Source organism: Sulfurovum sp. NBC37-1, from assembly GCF_000010345.1.
Classification (GTDB): domain Bacteria; phylum Campylobacterota; class Campylobacteria; order Campylobacterales; family Sulfurovaceae; genus Sulfurovum.
Genome location: NC_009663.1, coordinates 492,797 through 513,059 on the forward strand (window position 1 = coordinate 492,797; position 20,263 = coordinate 513,059).

Annotated in this window: 25 protein-coding genes; 19 read left to right on the forward strand and 6 right to left on the reverse strand. The window is 41.4% G+C overall.

What is annotated here, in order from left to right; all coding sequences use genetic code 11:
• Positions 1-4: 4 nt before the first annotated feature.
• Genes SUN_RS02495 through gatC form a run of 4 tightly spaced genes read right to left on the reverse strand, consistent with a single transcriptional unit; the run spans position 5 to position 2,395 of the window.
• The gene (locus tag SUN_RS02495) at positions 5-625 is read right to left on the reverse strand and encodes a CvpA family protein (protein WP_011980177.1); all 621 of its coding nucleotides are present in this window, start codon (positions 623-625) and stop codon (positions 5-7) included.
• A gap of 54 nt (positions 626-679) precedes the next feature.
• On the reverse strand, positions 680-1,738 hold the full coding sequence (locus SUN_RS02500) for a type IV pilus twitching motility protein PilT (RefSeq protein ID WP_011980178.1): 1,059 nt from the start codon (positions 1,736-1,738) through the stop codon (positions 680-682).
• A 19-nt stretch (positions 1,739-1,757) separates the two neighbouring features.
• Positions 1,758-2,099, reverse strand: a complete 342-nt coding sequence (locus SUN_RS02505) for an arsenate reductase family protein (RefSeq protein WP_011980179.1) — start codon at positions 2,097-2,099, stop codon at positions 1,758-1,760.
• 5 nt (positions 2,100-2,104) lie between these two features.
• On the reverse strand, positions 2,105-2,395 hold the full coding sequence (gene gatC, locus SUN_RS02510) for an Asp-tRNA(Asn)/Glu-tRNA(Gln) amidotransferase subunit GatC (protein ID WP_011980180.1): 291 nt from the start codon (positions 2,393-2,395) through the stop codon (positions 2,105-2,107).
• A gap of 102 nt (positions 2,396-2,497) precedes the next feature.
• Here gatC and SUN_RS13735 point away from each other — a divergent pair, with 102 nt between their 5' ends.
• The 5 genes from SUN_RS13735 to SUN_RS02535 all read left to right on the forward strand — a co-directional run bounded on the left by SUN_RS13735 (position 2,498) and on the right by SUN_RS02535 (position 5,884).
• Positions 2,498-2,842: a ferredoxin-thioredoxin reductase catalytic domain-containing protein gene (locus SUN_RS13735; RefSeq protein ID WP_041672658.1), complete on the forward strand. Its 345-nt coding sequence runs from the start codon at positions 2,498-2,500 to the stop codon at positions 2,840-2,842.
• Positions 2,843-2,932: 90 nt separating this feature from the next.
• Positions 2,933-3,277: a rhodanese-like domain-containing protein gene (locus SUN_RS13740; RefSeq protein ID WP_011980181.1), complete on the forward strand. Its 345-nt coding sequence runs from the start codon at positions 2,933-2,935 to the stop codon at positions 3,275-3,277.
• Between the two features lie 11 nt (positions 3,278-3,288).
• Complete coding sequence (gene dapE, locus SUN_RS02525; protein WP_011980182.1) at positions 3,289-4,392, forward strand: succinyl-diaminopimelate desuccinylase; 1,104 nt, start codon at positions 3,289-3,291, stop codon at positions 4,390-4,392.
• Positions 4,393-4,396: 4 nt separating this feature from the next.
• A complete protein-coding gene (locus SUN_RS02530) occupies positions 4,397-4,801 on the forward strand; it encodes a thioredoxin family protein (RefSeq protein WP_011980183.1) in 405 nt (134 codons plus the stop codon).
• 63 nt (positions 4,802-4,864) lie between these two features.
• Positions 4,865-5,884, forward strand: a complete 1,020-nt coding sequence (locus SUN_RS02535; protein WP_011980184.1) for a sensor histidine kinase — start codon at positions 4,865-4,867, stop codon at positions 5,882-5,884.
• Here the strand turns inward: SUN_RS02535 and SUN_RS02540 are convergent, their stop codons facing one another.
• Together SUN_RS02540 and SUN_RS02545 are read right to left on the reverse strand one after the other, a co-directional pair.
• Entirely contained in the window at positions 5,885-6,730 is an 846-nt protein-coding gene (locus SUN_RS02540) for a metallophosphoesterase family protein (RefSeq protein ID WP_011980185.1), read from the reverse strand. It abuts the gene before it with no gap.
• Between the two features lie 11 nt (positions 6,731-6,741).
• A complete protein-coding gene (locus SUN_RS02545; protein WP_011980186.1) occupies positions 6,742-7,209 on the reverse strand; it encodes a DsrE family protein in 468 nt (155 codons plus the stop codon).
• Positions 7,210-7,391: 182 nt separating this feature from the next.
• Between SUN_RS02545 and SUN_RS02550 the strand changes: the two genes are divergently transcribed.
• The 14 genes from SUN_RS02550 to SUN_RS02615 all read left to right on the forward strand — a co-directional run bounded on the left by SUN_RS02550 (position 7,392) and on the right by SUN_RS02615 (position 20,076).
• On the forward strand, positions 7,392-8,498 hold the full coding sequence (locus SUN_RS02550) for a cache domain-containing protein (RefSeq protein WP_011980187.1): 1,107 nt from the start codon (positions 7,392-7,394) through the stop codon (positions 8,496-8,498).
• A complete protein-coding gene (locus tag SUN_RS02555; protein WP_011980188.1) occupies positions 8,495-9,154 on the forward strand; it encodes a response regulator transcription factor in 660 nt (219 codons plus the stop codon). The genes SUN_RS02550 and SUN_RS02555 overlap by 4 nt, the downstream gene beginning before the upstream one ends.
• Complete coding sequence (locus tag SUN_RS02560) at positions 9,105-10,298, forward strand: sensor histidine kinase (RefSeq protein ID WP_070108832.1); 1,194 nt, start codon at positions 9,105-9,107, stop codon at positions 10,296-10,298. The genes SUN_RS02555 and SUN_RS02560 overlap by 50 nt, the downstream gene beginning before the upstream one ends.
• Positions 10,299-10,389: 91 nt before the next feature.
• Positions 10,390-10,950 (forward strand): sulfur oxidation c-type cytochrome SoxX, encoded by a 561-nt coding sequence (gene soxX, locus SUN_RS02565; RefSeq protein ID WP_011980190.1) that lies wholly within the window; start codon positions 10,390-10,392, stop codon positions 10,948-10,950.
• Positions 10,951-10,967: 17 nt separating this feature from the next.
• A complete protein-coding gene (gene soxY, locus SUN_RS02570) occupies positions 10,968-11,447 on the forward strand; it encodes a thiosulfate oxidation carrier protein SoxY (protein ID WP_011980191.1) in 480 nt (159 codons plus the stop codon).
• Between the two features lie 55 nt (positions 11,448-11,502).
• Complete coding sequence (soxZ, locus tag SUN_RS02575; protein WP_011980192.1) at positions 11,503-11,841, forward strand: thiosulfate oxidation carrier complex protein SoxZ; 339 nt, start codon at positions 11,503-11,505, stop codon at positions 11,839-11,841.
• A 3-nt stretch (positions 11,842-11,844) separates the two neighbouring features.
• Positions 11,845-12,606, forward strand: a complete 762-nt coding sequence (soxA, locus tag SUN_RS02580) for a sulfur oxidation c-type cytochrome SoxA (RefSeq protein WP_011980193.1) — start codon at positions 11,845-11,847, stop codon at positions 12,604-12,606.
• 9 nt (positions 12,607-12,615) lie between these two features.
• Positions 12,616-14,391, forward strand: coding sequence for a thiosulfohydrolase SoxB (soxB, locus tag SUN_RS02585; protein ID WP_011980194.1), 1,776 nt, complete (start codon positions 12,616-12,618; stop codon positions 14,389-14,391).
• A gap of 155 nt (positions 14,392-14,546) precedes the next feature.
• Positions 14,547-16,088 carry a hypothetical protein gene (locus tag SUN_RS02590; RefSeq protein ID WP_011980195.1) on the forward strand — a complete coding sequence of 514 codons (1,542 nt, stop codon included), beginning with the start codon at positions 14,547-14,549 and terminating at the stop codon, positions 16,086-16,088.
• An 8-nt stretch (positions 16,089-16,096) separates the two neighbouring features.
• A complete protein-coding gene (locus SUN_RS02595) occupies positions 16,097-17,011 on the forward strand; it encodes an MBL fold metallo-hydrolase (protein ID WP_011980196.1) in 915 nt (304 codons plus the stop codon).
• Positions 17,008-17,793, forward strand: coding sequence for a thioredoxin family protein (locus SUN_RS13300; RefSeq protein WP_011980197.1), 786 nt, complete (start codon positions 17,008-17,010; stop codon positions 17,791-17,793). The genes SUN_RS02595 and SUN_RS13300 overlap by 4 nt, the downstream gene beginning before the upstream one ends.
• The gene (locus tag SUN_RS02605; protein ID WP_011980198.1) at positions 17,790-18,602 is read left to right on the forward strand and encodes a thioredoxin family protein; all 813 of its coding nucleotides are present in this window, start codon (positions 17,790-17,792) and stop codon (positions 18,600-18,602) included. The genes SUN_RS13300 and SUN_RS02605 overlap by 4 nt, the downstream gene beginning before the upstream one ends.
• Positions 18,599-19,036, forward strand: a complete 438-nt coding sequence (locus tag SUN_RS02610) for a DsrE family protein (protein WP_011980199.1) — start codon at positions 18,599-18,601, stop codon at positions 19,034-19,036. The genes SUN_RS02605 and SUN_RS02610 overlap by 4 nt, the downstream gene beginning before the upstream one ends.
• Positions 19,037-19,107: 71 nt before the next feature.
• On the forward strand, positions 19,108-20,076 hold the full coding sequence (locus SUN_RS02615; protein ID WP_041672659.1) for a hypothetical protein: 969 nt from the start codon (positions 19,108-19,110) through the stop codon (positions 20,074-20,076).
• The last annotated feature ends 187 nt before the right edge of the window (positions 20,077-20,263 follow it).

The following is a 20,263-nucleotide window of genomic DNA, read 5'->3' on the forward strand; positions in this document are numbered from 1 at the left end:
CCCTTTAATGTGCTGCTGTAGAAGCATTGCTTTCTGTCGAACCATTGTTTTCTTTGCTTTCTTTGAGATTCGCAACCTCTTTGAACATTTCAGTCTTGGATGCATCTCCCAGCCCCAGAGAGGCAGGATTAAGATGAATGATCTTTGACCCCACTTCTATAAGATGGGGATAGAGAACGGAATTATTAACATATTTCCCTAGATTTTCTTTGACCAGTGTGACATTGGAGAGTGCTGTCACAATCAGTGCAAAGATGATGAAATATTTCCCGCCGCCTGCAATAAAACCGAAAAGCCGGTTGATGAAACCGAGCCCGCTGGCACTGGTCAGTTTGGAGAGGATGGAACCTAGCAGCGTTGCACTCAGCCAGACAATGATAAGTATAGCGAGAAATCCGAGAAGTTTGAGCAGGGTAGGGTTCTGCATCTGTAGAAAATTGTTACTAATGAAAGCGGCTGACGTATCGGCAAAGCGTGATCCGAAGTAGACTCCTGCCACCAATCCCGCAAGGCCAAAGATCTCTTTGATGAAACCGTTCATAAAACCTTTGATACCCAAGAGGAGGACGATTGCACTGATGGTCACATCAAAATAGTTGAAATCAACCATTGTAAAATTTTCCATTATTTTGTATTCCTATTTATCATTAGAATTTTTGTATTGTACCCTGTCAAACTGTTAGAGGGCTTTAGTAAGCTCTTCGGGTTTGTTGGCGAACTGTATCGCTGTCTCACGACTGATCTTTCCGTCCCTGATAAACTTGAGAAGTGCCTGGCTCTGGGTCTGCATGCCTGTACCTTCCTGCCCGAGCTGCATCTGCGAATAGATCTGGTGTACTTTGTCTTCACGGATCAGGTTGGAGATCGCATGGTTTGTCACAAGAATTTCATGTGAAGCAACACGCCCTCCACCGAGTTTGGGTAGAAGCGACTGCGCAATGACGGCAACGAGCGAGGTGGAGATCATAGCTCTGATTTGTGGCTGTTCATCACCGGTGAAAACATCGATGATACGGTTGATGGTCCCGGGTGCAGAAGAAGTGTGTAGGGTACCGAATACAAGGTGTCCTGTCTCTGCCGCAGTCAGTGCCGCTTCAATCGTCTCTTTGTCCCTCATTTCCCCGATCAGGATGATATCGGGATCCTGACGCATAGCAAACTTGAGGGCTGCGGAAAAACTTTTGGTATCTTCTCCAACCCCTCTGTGGGAGAAGACACACTTTTTGTTTGTGTGAATGAATTCCACAGGATCTTCCACTGTTATGATGTGTTTCTGCTCATAAAGGTTGATCTCATTCAGGAGAGCAGCCAATGTGGTCGACTTACCTGAACCTGTAGGCCCGGTCACGAGGATGAGTCCTTTTTCCCGCTTGATCAGCTTTTTAAAGATCGATGGTGCTCCAAGATCGTCGAGAGAAGGGATCTCAATGGGAATAACCCTGAAAGCAGCTGCGACATTGCCCAGTGTACGATAGTAGTTCGCTCTGAAACGGCCGATCCCCGGTAGATAAAGGGCGAAATCAAGTTCATCATACTCTTCAAAATGCTGTTTTTGTTTTTCTGTGATCATTGAATAACACATCTCTTCAATATCTTCGCCGGTCAGCTTTGGAAGGTTAACAGGTTTGAGTGCGCCGTCAAGCCTTATCTGCGGTTCCGCATCTGAGACCAGGTGGAGGTCTGAAGCACCGTGTTTTACAACACTTTGTAAGAGTTTTTTGATATCGAAATCGGCCATGAAAATCCTTCTTAATTCTTTAGATTAGTAAATTTTGATACTGTAACTCATTATATCCAATTATCACATTCTTTTCAAATGATATAACAGGCCTTTTGATCAGCATATTTTCTTTGGCCAGCCATTGGCGTTTCTCATCGTCGGAAAGGTTTTGGTCTTTCAGTTTGAGGGTTCTGTATGTCGTGCCTCTGGTGTTGAAGAGTGTGTTGATATCACTTTCCTTCAGCCAGGTATCGATAGTTCCCTGTGTAACGGATGTTTCGCGAAAATCGATGAATTCATAAGAGATCCCATGCGCTTTGAGGAATTTCACTGCCTTGCGGACACTGTCACAATTCTTGATACCGTATACTTTGATCATGGGCTTTATTCGATAATCGCAGGTACAATGAAAAAGTCATCTTTGCTTTCAGGTGCACGGGAGAGAATGTCCCTGGCAATGTTATTCTCTGTTCTTGGGATGTCCTCTCTCAAGGGTGTTCCTCCCTTCAGTGTCGAAAAGGCTGCATCGAGATGATCCGTATTGAGTTCGTTGAGATTATCGATGTAGCCGAGTATTTCACTCAGCTGACCCATCACTTCCTCTTTTTTTGAATCATCGATACGAAGATGGGAGAGTTTTTCGAGTTTTTCCAAAACAGTGTTGTCTATCTGCACAGTTTCCCTTTTTATCTTTATATTATAACTGTATCATTATATATTAATTTGGTTTAAGATATAACTATAATTATAAGTATAGCAAGTATAAAGGATTGAAATATGATGCAGCAACTGGATATGAGTTCCCCCGAGTTTTTGGCAGAACTGGAAAAAACAAAAAAGTTCACAGATAAGGTATGCAAGCAGTTCGGATGGGAATACCATCCGATGCATGATGTCAATGAAGGTGTACAGCTCGGTCTGGCCAGACATAAAATGCTTTACGGAAAAAGATTCTGTCCCTGCTACATGGTAGAGCCTGATCAGTCCAAACCTGGAAAATTCAAAAGTTCGGATGACCGTATCTGTCCCTGTCCCCAGGCGATCAACGATGAGGTCCCCAATGAGGGGAAATGCCACTGCGGTATCTTCTGTACGCCTGAATATGTGGCTGAGAACAGTTAGTGCAGGAAGTAACGTTAAATAAGATAGGGTACAATACGCGATCATTTTAACATCAGGAGTGAAAAAAATCCTGAGACTACGGAGAGTATTATGCAAGAACTTCTTGAAAAAAACCATGTCAGTTCCTCGGAACTTGAAACCCTGTTGAAAGCCAGAGAAGAAGGAAAAGTAGATTTTTTGCTTATCGATGTACGGGAAGATATGGAGTACAACATGGGCCACATCAAAGGTGTGGATATGTTAAGGCCAACGTCCACGTTCCAGCAGTGGGCCCAGGAAATTTTTGATTCATACAAAGATAAAACTATTATATTTACCTGTCGGACAGATAACCGAAGCGGGCAGGTGCAGCATGTCTTCGCACAGAACGGCCACAGTAAAATATTGAACCACATCGGCGGGATCGTATCGTATCGCGGTGAAATAGAAAAATAAAAAGAGCAAAAATGAATGTCGTCGACCTTTTAATGAAGCTGTTGAGCTTCAAATCCGTTACACCCGATGATGCAGGTTCCCTGGCATTCATAGAATCTTATCTTAAAGGGTACGAAGCAACATATGTGAACAAAGAGGGAGTAAAGAATCTCTTTTTGACCAAAAAATTCTCCGAGGGACCCCATCTCTGCTTTGCCGGTCATGTCGATGTCGTTCCTGCCGGTGACGGTTGGCATACCAATCCCTTCGTTCCCGTGATCAAAGAGGGAAAGATCTATGCCCGCGGTACACAGGATATGAAGAGCGGTGTGGCTGCTTTTGTGCAGGCGGTCAAAGAGTGTGAAGACTTTTCGGGCAGGCTCTCCATTCTGCTTACTTCAGATGAAGAAGGCGATGCCACCTACGGCACCCAGATCATGCTTCAGCACCTTAAAGAGATTGACCTGCTCCCTGATGCCTGCATCGTGGCGGAACCGACCTGTGAAACGGCTTTTGGAGATGCGATCAAAGTGGGACGGAGAGGTTCCGTCAACGGCGTGATAGAAAAACACGGCATACAGGGACATGCAGCCTACCCGGAGAAAGCAAAGAATCCCATTCACAAGGTGGCGCAGGTGCTTCCAATGATGGCGGGAGTGAACCTTGATGAGGGCGACGAATTTTTTGGCCCAAGTCAGTTCGTTATCACCGACCTGCGTGCCGGTATGGAAGTTACCAATGTTACACCGGGAAAACTTAAAATGATGTTCAATGTCCGCAACTCGACTGAAACGACTTTGGAAGATGTGGAGAAATTTGTGCACACCTATTTCAACGGAATGGATTATGACTTGACACTCAAACAGTCTGCCACACCTTTTTTGACGGATCCCGACCGGCCGATCGTACATGCCCTGGATGAAAGCATTCAGAAAGTCTGCGGCATCACGCCAAAACATTCTACGGCAGGCGGGACCAGTGATGCAAGATTCATCGCGGCCGACAACATAGATGTCATTGAATTCGGTGTGATCAACGATACGATCCATGCACCCAATGAGAGAACCTCGATCGAAGAAGTTGAAAAACTGTATGAAGTTTTCAAAGAAACGATCAAGTATTTCACCCAAGGATAATACCATGAAAAAAATCTTACTTTTCTCTATTCTCATGATGTTCACACAGCTCTTTGCCGATATCGACTGGCAGAAAGACCTCTCATCTGCTTTTGCAAAAGCGGCCAAAGAGCATAAGGTCGTCATGGTCATGGTGGAAGGAGAACACTGCAAATGGTGCAAAAAAATGCGCTATCGTACACTGGGTGACGAAGGTGTGGAAAAGAAGCTTTCCAACTATGTGACTGTCCGTGTTATGGAGGAAGATGAGAAAGCAGTGAAAACACTGCCTGAGATCGACGGCGTACCGACCATCTTCTTTATGAATGCAGACAAAGAGGTGATCCAGAAACTGGTCGGATATTATGATGTGGATGACTTCCTCAGCTTTATCACTACTGTGGAAGAGAAAAGAGCTGCACAGAAGTGATCTCCCCGGGAGATCGGGTTTTCCCTGTCTGTTTCAGGTAGTTCTTAAAGGAGGAGGAAACAAGTGTTCAGTAAACCGAAATTTACCGAATATGTCATGGCCAGACTGGTGACACTCGGCGTATTCCTTTTTATCCTCTTTTCTGTCCTCATCGTAGTCGTTATGCAGGAACGGGAGGATATACTCCTTTCCATCGTTTTGCTTGGCATCGCTTTCGCTATTTTTATCTTCTCCATTTTCCGTGGTGCCAAACGTATGCAGAACGAGCTTGAAGTGATCAACAAATATCTCAAGAATCTTGATGAGATAGAAAAGATCGATTACGAGACATGCTTCTTTACGCGTGAATTCGAAGAGATCAACGAGAATCTGATCCGTGTACTCAAAAATGCCAAAAAACGTGAAGATATCAAACAGCGCTACAATGCCAAGCTCAAACTCAAGAACCGCCAGCGTGCTGACATGCTCTCTGCCATCGCCCACGAATTCAGAAATCCCATTGCATCCATTATGGGATATTCACAGACATTACAGGAAGACCCTGATATCCCCAAGCCTTTACAGGAGAAGTTTCTGGGAAAGGTTTACAACAATGGTCAAAAAATAGAAGATCTTCTCTCACGGCTTATTTTATGGAACAAATTTGAGAGTGGTGAAGCAACACTGCATAAAAGTACTTTCAATCTGCTCTCTCTGGCCAACGAGGTAAAAGCGGTATTACAGGAAGCCTATAAAGACAGAGAGATCGAAGTCATTGGTCAAGAGCGTACTGTGGAAGCGGATCGTACACTGATCGAACTGGTGCTGAAGAACCTGATCGAAAATGCTTTGAAATATTCCAAAGATACCATCACAGTCAGGATAGATGAAGATCGAATCTCCGTGATCGACAAGGGAACGGGGATCAGTGAGAAAGACCTGGGAAAGGTGACAAAAAAATTCTATCGTTCCGGTACACATAACTGGGACAATTCCATGGGGCTGGGACTTTCCATCGTAAAAACCATTTTGACACTGCATGGCAGCACACTGGAAATAGAGAGTGAGCTGGATAAAGGGTCCACCTTCTCTTTCAAGCTCTGATCAGGCGGTATAGATCAGTTTCTCCTGGATATTTCCATCATGGACTTCAACATAACGCATCGGATACATATCCATATCCAGGGGTCTTATGAATCCTCTGGTAACCACAACTTTAACATGGTTGATCTGTGTGACGGAATCTATGTGTTTATGTCCTGAGAGCGTAAGCATAAGATTGGGATAGGAAAAGAGAGCCTGCTGTACCTCTTTAGTGTTGTTCAGTACATATTTGTGCAGATCTTTCTCCTTTGTTCCTTTCCAGTAATTTGTGTAGGGATGGTGGTTGAGGATAATTGAGGGTTTTCCGGCATTTAAAACTTTTTTTGCAAAATGGATCGTCTCTTGGGTATAGATCCCGTTATTGGCATTCTCTATGCAGCTGTCCAGACCCAGTATCTGTACTCCTTTTTTCTCCAGCAGCCAGTCTTTCCCCCGTACGGTCAGTGCTTTATCGTCCATAAATAGCGATTTGAATTCATCCAGATGGATACTGTCATTTGGCTTCGGCGAAGATTCTTTGTTGCCTCGGACCACATAGGAGGGGCAGTGCAGTTTTCCGATGATTTCTTTGAATTTCAATGCATCGGAATTGCCTTTGACATTGTTGTTGAAGTTGTCGCCTCCAAAAAGAACAAAATCCAGACCAGGGTAGTTTTTATTGACGAATGCCACCATGAGTTCCATGGCTTCCACACTTTCATCGTTGCTGAGATCCATATGTGAATCTGTAATATGAATGAATTTAAGACGGTCGTTTTCCTCCGCTTCGTTTGCTGGAGAGACAAGCGGGAAAGCACTGACTGCCAGTGCCCCTTTCATAAAACCTCTTCTTGTAATTGTTGCCATAATGGCTCCTTTTAGTCACCAATGGGGATATAAGCATATCCTTCATTCTGTTTGTCTATGAGTCCAATGGTGGAATTAGGGATTATTTTAACAAAACTATATATATCTTTTGCTTGCAGTTTCTTTTTGGACATACCGGCACCGCACATAAGAAATTCCACATCATAATTCTTCATCATGGATTTAATGCGTTTGGCAAGTGTTTTGTGATTTTTCATAAGGGCATTGTCCCCCTTGAAAATGGAATGGATCGGATCTTTTGTGAAGAACTTATAGGCTCCACCATGGATGACCACGACAACATTAAGCTCTTTGAGCTTGCCTTGATAGTGTGCTTTATTGGCAACAACACCTTTAAGTAACTTGCGTTCCAATGTCATCAGGTTCCCAGTCGTAAGGTCGTAAACAACCTGTGCCGTCTCTTCCTCTGCATGGAGGATGGCGCATGCCAAGAGTAATATGACAAGAATCTTTTTCATTGATATCCTTTGTATGCAAGGGCACCTCTAATAACCCATTATGAGTATTTAGGGTTATTAGAGGTGCCCATAATTCTATTAATATCAGAAAAGTGTAAAAAAAGTATAAAGAGCTATAAAATCTCTATGGTTATTGCTTGCGTTAAGCCCAAATACAGTGTTTGTTTCGTAGGATTAAAATAATGAAGTACTATAATAAAATATTTATTTGGATTACCTTTTTTATACTGGTCATTCTCTTTTCATCGGTTTTTTTCTTTTTTAAACAGACCAGGGAAGCCAGGCTGGAAACGCTGGGTGACCATATCATATCGAACTTTAGAGCCGGACTTGCTTATGAAATGACAGACCTGTTGTCGCTTTCCCTGGCTCTGGCAGAAGATGCAGCTATTAAAAATGCACTCCTAAACGATAATGAATCCCAGGGGTATGAGATTCTGCGGAATATTACCCGACGCTTTAAAAAATATACGCATCTTCAGTCACTACGCATACAGCTGCTTACACCAGATTTCTATATTTTTGCACGAAGCTGGAACGAAGGATTTGAAGGTATGCCCATCTGGTGGTTCAGGGATGACCTACAGGAATTGAAACATAATAAGCAACCTAAAGTGGGTATGGAAATAGGAAGACTGTTGACATTTAAGGCCACCATACCCGTACGCAGTGGGAAAAAACTTATAGGGTATCTCGAAGCGATTAAGTTGATTGATGAATTTTCGGTAAAACTCCGCAGAAAAGGCATAGAACTTTTTGCGCTGATGGATGAACGTTTTCTGGAACAAGCTGCATTAATGCGCAATTTTCCAGTGATACATAACCATATTCTGGCTAACCAGAATTATCATCAGCAAGCGAAAGAAAAATTACAGACAATAGACTGGAATAAACTCGAAAAAAAAACTTATATGCTGCATGAGGGTACCTATTATCTTTTAGAGCCTATGCATAACGGGAAGGGAGATAAAATAGGCGTGTATGTACTTGCACTTTCCCAAAAAGCATTGAAGGATTATGAAAACGAGAATCAGGGTTTTTCATTCTTTACACAGTTTTCAGATGAAGATATGCAGAACGTTGTTGCTTCATGGGCACATCCTTTTGGCAGTTTTAGAAACGGATACGATAAAGAACTGATTGAACTGCTTCCCCGCCTGAAAAAAGAAGACAAACAGGAATTTGAATCTGAAGCAAAAAGTATTCTTGGGGAGTACAGCAAAGAAGAACTGATCGATATCATACTTTCCAATAAACATAACGAAAAGAAGACTGGGGTGATAAAATGAAAATACTTATACTGGAAGATGAATCGATACTGGCCTTGAGTATGAAAGAGTTTCTTGAAGACAGTGGGTATGAGGTGAACTGTTTTGCCCACTCAGAGGAAGCTTACGATTCCATCTATGAAACTGTATATGACCTGCTGTTGCTGGATGTAAAGGTACTGGGTGAAAAGAATGGTTTCGAAATACTCGATATGTTGAGGAAAGAAGGGGTGACGGTACCGGCGATTTTCATCACTTCTTTAACAGATATAGAAGATTTAACCCGTGGTTATGAGTGTGGAGCATGTGATTATATACGCAAACCGTTTGACCTTGCCGAACTCAGGTTGCGGGTGGAACAGGTCATTAAAACATACTGCTTCTCTTCCCAGGACGAACGTATTGAACTCCCTTTTGGGTATTGTTATGATCTTAAAAAATTAAAACTCTCTTTTGAAGATGAAGATATCATACTTACAAAAACAGAAGCGAAGATACTCGAACTGCTTATCAAGCAGAAAGGGAATGTCGTATCGTATGAAATGTTCTGGGAAGAGATATGGGGAGAATGGATCGACCCGACCAATATCCGTGTACAGGTCGGTACTCTGCGTAAAAAACTGAAACATGATTTTATCAGAAATATCCGTGGTGTGGGGTACAGTATTGATTTTTGATGCCCGTAAATTTGCCCGTAAATATGCGATTATCTATTCATCGGTATTGGCGGTTTTACTGATCGTACCCCTGATCACTTATGTCGGTCTTTTATTGCAGATCGACGAGGCAAAAGTTAAGCTTTCTCTGGATTCCAAGGCAAAAGAGATCATGCTTTCCATGCAAAACTATAAAAACAGTGACAAAATATACCATTTCCCAAGGTATAAAGAGTATAGTGCGGCACTCTATGATGAAAGGTATAAAACGATCTTTTCAACATTGGATTTTAAGCCAAATACACTTACCGAGGGCTTTCACCATTATGCAAACCGATACTATTATGTCTATCCTCTGCCGAAAGGTTATTATTTTGGAGCATCGATACTGGTGGTTGAAACGGTACATACTTCCAGTAGTATCTATCTGTATGCTTTTTCAGTTCTGATAGCTATTTTCATTGCACTTTTCATTTTCTCTCTTTTGCTGTTGCGTAATTTTTCCGTACCTTTTGAAAAACTGAACAGGCAGTTGGACAACTTTATCAAAGATTCCATGCACGAGATCAATACACCTCTGAGCATCATCAATCTCAATGTAGACCTTTTTGTCGGGAAAAATGGAGACAATAAATACCTCTCTCGCATAAAGTCTGCTTCCAAAACGCTTGCAACCATCTATAATGATATGGATTACCTCATCAAGCAGGGGCGGATAGAGTACACAAAAAAAATGATAGATATGGGAGAGTTCGTCCAAAACAGGGTAGATTATTTTCAAGAGGTTGCCAACCTGAAAAATATTGTACTCGATACCCATATTGAAAATGGGGTGATGTATCATTGTTCAAAAACGAAACTGCAGCGCATCGTGGACAACACTATCTCCAATGCTATTAAATACAGCAACAACGATACCCGGGTGCTTATCTCGCTGAGGCTTGTAGAAGGCAGGGTCGTATTTGAGGTTGAAGACCATGGTGTTGGCATAAAGAATGTGCAAAAGATCTTTTCCCGATATTACAGGGAAGATGAGGCCAAGGGCGGTTTTGGTATAGGCCTGAATATCGTTAAGCAGATCACAGAAGAAGAGCATATAGGCCTCGATGTCAAGTCAATATTTGGCAGAGGAACGACCTTTACCTACACATTTTCAAGTCAATAATTTATTTTAATAATCATACATTTATTTTTTTTACAGTTTTTTTACACTTCTTTGTTATGATGCTTTCGTAACTATAAAAAAAGGAGTGTAAATGCAAAGAAAAATCAAACTTGTTACTGTTGCTGCAATCTTGATTTCATCAACATCACTGGTGAATGCAGTAGATTTGACCAAAGCATATGAAATGCCCGATGCAAGCAAGCTGATAGAAAAAGACAAACTTGCCAAACCGACGAAATATACCATGCCCAAAGGGTGTGTAACAACAGATGCGGCGTCCATTGCAAGAGGAGAGTATATTTTCCATAATCTGAATGGGAAAAAAGCAAAAAAGAAGCCACCAAAAGGATTGGCAAAATTTGTTGAGAAGAATGGCAAAAAAAAGCCTAAACAGTATGGAAACTGTGTGGCGTGCCACAATATCGAAGGTGCCAAAGGTGCCGGAAATATCGGTCCTGACCTGACAGGGTACAAAGCAATGTTCATTGATACAAAAACAAGAGATTATCCATTTGTATTTCAAAAGATTGCAGATCCGAGGATAGACAATCCAGACACACACATGACTGTAAATCTTACAACCAAGCTGTTCAATGAACAGGAGATATGTGATCTTACATCGTATGTAGTATCTGAGAAAAAGCAAAAGTAATAAAAGGAAGGTAAAGTATGAAAAGAAGAAGTTTTATAAAAAGTATAGCAGCAGTTTCGGCGGTAGTTGCAACAGCAACTCCTGCAGTACTCATGGCAGAAGAAGAAAAAAAGGCAGTGCCAAAAGGCCCGAATGCCTTATCGGTAGAGGCTGCAATTGATGCGATCACGGGAGGAAAAGGCGCAAAAGAGAGTGACAAGGTAAAACTTACTGTACCTGAGATCGCAGAGAACGGTGCGGTTGTCCCTGTCAAAGTAAATGTCGATCATCCTATGGAAGAGGGAAATTATGTCAAGGCTATTCATGTGCTTGCTGCAAAAAACGGTAATTCAAGATGTGTAGATGTGATGCTTACACCAGCCAATGGCAAAGCCTATTTTGCTACGAGAATCAAATTGGGTTCTACGCAGGAAGTGATCGGTGTTGCGGAACTAAGTGACGGTACGTTCATCAAGGCAGCAAAAAGTGTAAAAGTAACGATTGGCGGATGTGGCTGATTTCAGCCAGTCTGGTAATGCACATATAAAAATAACAGTATATAAAGGATAACAAATGGCAGAAGCACGAAAATCAATGATAAAGATCAAACCAAAGAAGTATAAAGCGGGAGATATAGTAAAAGTTGACTTTATTGTCATACACCCGATGGATACAGGTTTAAAGAAAGACAAGAAAACAGGCAAAATAAAGCCTGCGCACTATATAGACAGCATTACATTCAGTTTCGACGGTAAGCCGTTCACTACGATGAAAGTATGGGAAACTGTTTCGACAAACCCTTACTTTTCTGTTAACTTCAAGGTACCCGGAAAAGGTAAGATCACAGTAGACTATACAGACAATACAGGTGAGAAAAACAGTAAAAGCAAAAAACTTAAACCAAAAGGATAAGCAATGAAAAGAGTGATATTACCATTGGCTCTTTTGGTGACTATGGCAACTGCAGGAGAGCAGTTCGCTATGAGTGATGCTGACAGAGCAATGTATAAAGAGATGTTGGAAAACAACCCTGCTGATATTTATGTGGAAGAGGGTGGAGAGATACTTGAAGAACAACTGGGTGGCGAAGCGGCACTTGCAAAGTTTTTGGGAGTGAGTGAAAAAGAGTTGCCTAAAGAGATTGCCTCTTTTCCAAAATATGTGAAAAAGCTTGGAAATGTCGTTGGGCTCGACCAGGTAATGCAGGCAATGGAGGCTGAACAGGGTAAAAAAATAACAAAACTCAAAGATAAAAAAATGTTCTCTATGCTGGCATATGTGAAATCATTGGCAAATGATGAAGTACCCAATCTTGATTTGAATGAGCCACATGAAAAAGAGGCCTATGAATTGGGTAAAAAGACCTTTATGACAGCAAGAGGCGGGAGAGGACTTTCCTGTAACTCCTGTCATAGTAAAGATATCGTGGGTATGGTGCTTAGAACACAACCTCTTCCTGATCTTGGTGAAGCCGGAGCTGGAGTGACATGGCCTGCATATCGTATGACGAAGTCCAGTCTCAGAACATTGCAAAGAAGATTTCAGGGATGTATGAAAAATGCTTTGCTTAAAGTGATTCCGATAGGATCCAAAGAAATGGTAGGCCTTGAAATCTATGTCACTAAGCTGGCACAGGACAAGAAAAAAGCTATTGCCATTCCTGGTTTGAAAAGATAAGGGGATACAATGGATATTAACAGACGAGATTTCCTTCAGATTGCAGCAGCATTAGGTTTGTTGGGTGCAACAGGAGGAACGAATCTCTTTGCCGGAGAAGCCGGCAAGGAGCGTATCAAAAAACTAAGTTTTTCTGATATTGTGGATTTTGAGCCCAAAGGTAAAGCGACCATCCTGCATATTTGCGACCTGCATGCACATATAAAACCACTCTACTGGAGAGAGCCATCAACATTGATCTCTGCAAAAAACCTGGTAGGAACACCAGGCTTCATCTGTGGAGACAGTTTTGAGAGTTATTACGGTATTAAACCTGGTTCACTGGATCAATATTTTGATACCTATAATGACTTTGAAACGCTTGCTGAGAAATTCGGTAAAATGGGTGGAATTGCCCACATAAAACCTATCATTGACCATGTCAAAAAAGAGAGAGGCGAAAAAAATGTCCTTCTTTTGGACAGCGGCGATACCTGGCAGGGAACGGCAGTTGCACTGAAAACGGACGGGGCGGCCATTGTTGAAGCACAGAATTATCTGGGTGTGGACGTGATGGTAGGTCACTGGGAATTTACCTATGGTAAAGAGCGAGTGATGGAGCTTATCAAGATGTTGAAAGGAGAGTTTATCTCTCAAAACGTCATTGACAACGATCCTTTCTCTGATGACTTTGAAGAGTTGATTTTCCCTCCATACACCATTAAAGAAGTTGGTGGAGCGAAGATCGGTATTATCGGACAGTCATTTCCGTTCACTTCTACAGCCAACCCTAAAAAGTTTACTGAAGGATGGAGTTTTGCACTGAGACACGAGTCTCTTCAGGAGTTCATTGATGAGCTTCGTAATGAGAAAAAAGTGGATTGTGTGGTTGTGTTGAGTCATGATGGTTTCTCTGTAGACCAGGAATTGGCGAAAAAAGTGAAAGGTGTTGATTTCATCTTGAGTGGCCACACACATGATCCTAGTCCCAAACCTATTATTGTGAATGATACTGTGATTCTGATTGCAGGCAGTCATGGTAAATATGTAGGCAGACTGGATATCGATATCAAAGACAAGAAAGTGGCAGGCTATAACTTTAAACTGATGCCTGTAGCTTCAAACCTCATACCGGCAGATAAAGCAGGGGATGAACTTGTTGCCAAATCGTATGCACCATTTGATAAGGAGCTTAATGAAGTGTTGGGAACGACGAAAGGGCTCCTTTATAAAAGAGATACTTTCTACTCCACCTTTGATGCACTTATAGGCCAGGCGATCCAGACAGAGATGGGAAGTGATATCGTATTTACACCTGGGTATAGATGGGGAACGACGCTCCTGCCGGGTGACAAGATACTCAAAGACAATGTCTACGAAATGACAGCGATCACATATCCGGAAGTGTATACTTTCGATCTTAAAGGTGCAGTGATAGCGAACCTGATGGAAGACATTGCTGACAATGTATTTAATGAAAATCCTCTGCTTCAGCAGGGCGGAGACATGAGTCGTCTGACAGGTGCAAGCTACAGCATTAAAGTTGCTGCAGCATCGGGAAAACGTATTTCAGATTTCAAGATAGGAGGTAAGCCGATCGATCTAAAAAAGACCTACAGGGTTTCTTCATGGGGAGGAAACTTACAAAATGCAGGTGAAAACCTGGATGAGAAAAAAATACGTGCTGTCTATGAAGTGGTGAGTGATTATATACGTAAACAAAAAGTTGTAGATATCAGCATGGAGTCCAACGTAAAAGTATTGGATTATGATTGTGGATGTCCGGCTAAAGGTGCCAAGTGCTGACGTTATAACCGTGCCCCGTCTTTGTTTGTCCAGAGATTATTGTCATTTTCCTTCTTGACATAGACGGGGCACCCATGGTTGTGATAGTAAATATCACTTTTTAATTATAGCAAAACTTATCTTTTCAAAAAGATGAACGAATAAAAGGAAGAGAAATGAAACAAGGAACAATAAAATTAGGATTGGTAACGGCAACGTTATTAATGGGAAGTACTGCTTTGATGGCAGGCGGTGATATCGCACCTGCAGAAGCACCGGTAAAAGAAGATGTGGTAAAAAGAACATTGAACGGTAATATGACACTGAATTACAAAGTGCTCCCCGGTGCAGTAGATAACATCCATGATCTGTTTTCAGAAGGTGTGTTTTACGGTAGATTGAGAATGAATAGTTTCTATTGGCATTGGGCAGCAGATGGTGCACCAAATAATGCGCCAAAAGAGATGGGCTTAGGCGGTAGTTTAATTTATAAATCTGCAATCTTAAACGGTTTCAGTTTTACAGTAGGCTATTACGGATCCATGAACCCGGATTTCTTCAGACCTGATGCAGACGAAGTCGGCTTCGCTAAAGCAGGTAAAGATACGTTCAGTCGTTATAAGGTAAAAACCGGTGGTGGATTTGGTCTTCATACTTTGGGTGAGGGGTATTTAGAGTATAACAATGGTACGGTTGATGTAAAAGCCGGTCGTCAACTTTTTGAATCTGTATTTACTAAATCCAATGATACTAAAATGATCCCGAATACCTTTGACGGTGCTTCTGCTGCAGTGAAAATTGCGCCTAAAACAAAGGCAAGAGTTGCCTGGTTTGGCGCTCAAAAGCTGAGAGACCATGAAAATTCACATGATGTGATTACTTTTAAGGATGCTAATGGAGAATCCTGGAACAACAATGATGATGCAGGAAAGCACAGAGGTTTAAATTATAATAATTTTGTGAATGCAGGTGAAGATCCTGATCACAACATGTATCTTGCAGATATTACAACCAAATATATTAAAAATTTAAAACTAACAGGAAGTTTTCTTCAAATCCCAGGCGTATTGCAGGATTGGGTGATTGAAGCACACTATAAAATCCCTCTTTCTGACTCAGGATGGGCAGTAAGACCGGGTATTCGTGAGTTTATTCAAAATGACGATGGTGGAGGAGCAGTTATTAGTGTGAATGGCACTAAGAATCCAGTAAATGCGTTAGGTAAATCAATGATAGGATATAGTGACGGTGCAAAAAACTCATTGGACTCAAGTTTATTCAATGCAAGATTAGATGTTTTAATGCCGGATAAAAAAGGATTCTTTAGATTAGGTTATTCAAAAGTAGCTGATGAAGCTGATATTGTTGCACCATGGAGAGGGTTCCCTACAGGTGGATTTACCAGAGCAATGGCACAGTATAACTGGTTCTCAAATACTGAAACGATTATGCTGAGAGCAGTCTATAAATTCAACCCGACATGGAAAGCAAGTATTCGTTATGCGATCCAGGATTTTGATGATAACAAGAATGTGCCTTCAGACAGTAATGTAATCCACATAGATACCTGGACGAATATTACACAAGATCTTCAAATGAGAATGCGTTATGGTCATGTTTCTGCGGATGACACGACACTCAAACCAGGCAGTCTTACTGACTATAAAAAAGATTGGTCATATGATGAATTTCGTTTAGAATTCAACTATCTTTTCTAGGCATTGAGATGAAGCATATTGTCCTTATCTCTCTAATGAGTCTTTTTCTGCAGGCATTTGAGTACAACCTTGTACCCAAAAAGGTTGCAGAGGATACATACTGTTTTTTTGGAAAACTGGAAAATATCAGTAAAGAGAATGGTGGCAATATGGTCAATACATGTTTTGTTCATACAAAAGAGGGGTTTGTTGTTATCGACAGCGGCCCCACATACGATTATGCTTCTCAAGCCTATGAGAGGATGCAGCAGATCGCAAAACTTCCCGTAAAATATGTCATTACAACCCATGATCATGACGACCACTGGCTTGGTAACAGCTTTTACAAGAGCAAAGGTGCTTTGTTGATAGGTCCGAGGACTTATGAACAAAATGTAGTTGCCGGTATGGAGACACGAATGCAGCGTGTGTTGGGAAAAGAGCTTTATGGAAAGACCTCCATTGTAAAACTGGATACGATAGTGGATAACAACCTTACTTTGAAGGCGGGAGACAAAGTATTTATGATCAGTCAGCCTGTAAAGGCGGCACATACCAAAGGGGACCTGATCGTCTTTTTGAAGGGGCAGAAGGTACTGTTTGCCGGAGATCTTGTTTTTAGCGGCAGGCTTACCTCTTTACGGGACGGCTCTTTGGTCGGTTCACTTGAGGCATTGGACAAGATAGATGCGTATGGTGCCAAAGTAATCGTTGGCGGGCACGGCTATGAGACTGATGCAACCGTAACAAAACATTTTAGAAGTTATCTGCAAGAGATGAAAAAAGAAGTGCAGGATGCCCTGGATGAAGATGTGGGTATGGAAGATATTACAAAAAAAGTCACCATGCCACAGTATAAAAATATGAAACTGTATGATGTTCTTCATGCCCGGAATGTTCTGGATGCCTACAAAGAGTTGGAAATGATAGAGGATGAAGAATGAAAATCATAGGGTTGATAGCCGCTATGCTGTTGAGCGTGTGTGCAGATGAGGGTAAAGTGCTGTTTGAAAAGCATTGTCTGTCCTGTCACATACCTTTTGTGCCTATGTTAGAACTTAAAGAGAATTTTGCGGACCATAACAATACCCTGCTAAAACTTAAAGCACCGACACTCAATCAACTCTCCTATCGACTGAAACAGCGTATTGGTGATCCAAAAGGGGATAAGGAGATACACCGCATGGAGGTCATCGCATTCATGAGTAGCTATGTAGTGAATCCTGACCGCGATAAAAGTCTCTGTCTTGATGAGGTGATGAGAGTCTTTGATACGATGCCATCACTTAAAGGTAAGGTGAGTGAAGAGGAACTCGAAGAGATAGGCACATATCTGTATGATTTTGATGAAGAGATCGTAAAACAGAAAAGTGTTAAATTCGAAGGATTTGAAAAAGCCCTGCAGCGAGCAAAAAAAGAAGATAAGATCATAATGATCGAAGCGATGAGCCGAACATGCCATTTTTGTAGAAAAATGGAACGGGAAGTGATGATAGATACGGAGGTGATTCGGGCAATAGAGAGAGATTTTATTCCGGTGTCCATTGATATTTCTACCCATGCTTTGCCTTTGGGGTTGAAAGCTGAACTTACGCCGAGTTTTATTTTTATTGACAAATATGGCAATGTACTTGGAAATATTCCCGGAGCCTGGGGAAAACAGGATTTTCTTGCATTGCTTAAAGAGGCAAAAGAAGAGGCAAAAAGCAAAAAGGCAAAAAAATGAAATATAGTGCTCTGTATCTATTCAGAAGTGTTGTAGTTGGTATGGCATGTGTTGCATCATTGTATGCCGACAGGGGAGAATCGGTTTATCGGAGCATTTGTTCCAAGTGTCACCAACTTCATATCGCAGAAGAGAAACTTGCGGAAAATTTTTTCGAAGCAAACAATACACTGTTGAAGCTCAAAGCCCCTACGATCAGCCAGATCTCACGAAGCATGAAAGAAAAGATCGGAGATCCCCGTTCAGATGAAGAGATACAGCGTTTGGAGGTTAGTTCGTTCATTGCCGATTATATTATTTATCCCGATAAAAGCAAGAGCGTGCTTAATCCAAAGATCGGAAAGTGTTTTAAAACGATGCCTAGTCTCAAAGGAAAGTTGACCACGGAAGACATCGAGGCCATTAGTAATTTTGTGTATGATTATGACAAGAAGGTTCAGAAAAAAGCAAAAGCAGAAGATGGTTCTTTTGGTACAATACTCAAAAGGGCAAAAGAGGAACATAAAACTATTCTGATCAAGGCAACCGCACCCCATTGCAGATATTGCAAAAAAATGGAGAAACGGGTTTTTTCTGATGCAGAAGTCATTGATCTTCTGAAAAAATCGTTCATCGTACTTCATGTAGATGTCAGCAAGCAACCCCTGCCTCTTGGGTTAAGTGTCAGTATGACCCCGACATTCTTTTTTGTCTTTGCCGACCAGCAAAGTGGAAGTGTAAAGACGAAGCGTATCCCCGGCTCATGGAGCAAAGAGGATTTCCTGGAGATTCTTAAAGAGGCAGAAAAAATAAAAAGGAAAAAACAGTGAAAAAGATACTTTTAGTTTGCATCTGCTTGATGCAGTTTGTATCGGCAGAGACAGAGTTTGCCAACCCCAAGCCAGCGATCGATAATCCAAGAAAATTTATATTCCCCATTACTGTTAGAGACAGAAAAGAAATCAATCATGTCTTGAGTTCTGCAAATAATGTGATGAAATTTTACGGACCGGAGAATGTTGAAGTGGTGATTGTTGCCTATTCCCAAGGGATAGAAGCACTTTTAAAACACGGGGATAGAGACATTAGAAAACGCGTCGAAGCACTCATGACTTATGATGTGGAATTCATCGCATGCGGTAACACCATGCGGACACTGCATATAGAAAAAAAAGATCTTATAGATGGTGTAGAAGTGGTCACTGCAGGGATTGTTGAATTGATAGAAAGGCAGTTGCGGGGATATATCTATATACGACCGTAACGCTAGCAAATTTTACACTATTTTTACACTTAATTGGTATGATACAGCAACTTAAACATAAGGTTGTAAAGATGAAAATAGTAGTTAAAGGAATATTGTGTCTCTCGTTATTGATGGGTGCAGTATGGGCAAAAGAGGTGAAACCTGCATCTCCGGCAGCACAAAAGAGTACAGCAGGTGATATTCAGATATTTACTTCAGACAATGCAGACGGGAAGATTACACCCGCAACCATTGAAGCGGCATTTAAAAAAGAGGGTTTCTTTATCTCTGCAAACAGAGATATGAACGTACCGTTTAAGAAAAAGTTTAAAGAGACAAGTTTTGATGTCTATAATCTTTTTACATTCTTTAGTAAAAAAGAGACACTTGAGCTGGCAAAAAAGTATCCAAGTATCGGTATGTTCTCTCCTATGAGTATGTCAATTTATACCAAAAAAGATGATAAGAAAATTTCAATCTCTTCTCTCAGAGTAGAGGCGATGGCAAAAATATTGAAGATTCCTGCAGATGATGCGGTACTTGTAAAGATAGGAGCAATGGTCAAAGAGGCTCTAAAAACCGCCATGCCTCAAGGCAAGTTTGAAGCACTCTCCTACAGTGTGCAGGAGCCAAAAGGCTCTTTGGTTTCAAGTTATGAGATGGAGATGGATCCCGAAGAGTGGGAAGATGAAAAGGAAGAGTTTAAGATGGAGTTTGAGGGAACGCTCTCTACCTATGGTTTTGTGATAGCAGGAACCAATGACCTCAATCATGACTTTAAAGAGAACAAATATGAAGGTTATGATTTCTATCATGTCTACTCTATCTGTAAACTTCCAGTCATCTATACGGTTGCAAAAACACATCCTGAAGCAGGGGCGTACGCACCATGTTCACTCTATATGTATAAGAAGAAGGGTGAGAACAGTATGCATTTGGCTTTCCCGAGTGTTTATAACTGGATCTCTTCAATGGGTATAAAAAATAAAGAGTCACTTGAGGTTCTTGAAGAGGCACAGGGAAGCATGAATAAAATCTTATCGGAACTTACAGAGTAAAATCCTCAAAAACATTCTCAAAACCTGGTAGAACATTCATATTGTTCTACCGCATAAAATCCAAATACACTATTACTGATGCTATCAGTCACGACAATTGATCAAAAGCGTTACTTTTGAAACAGTTCACACAAAAGCCTCTTTTTATTGAAGATACTAAAGCATTTTTAATGCAAAGTAGAATAGA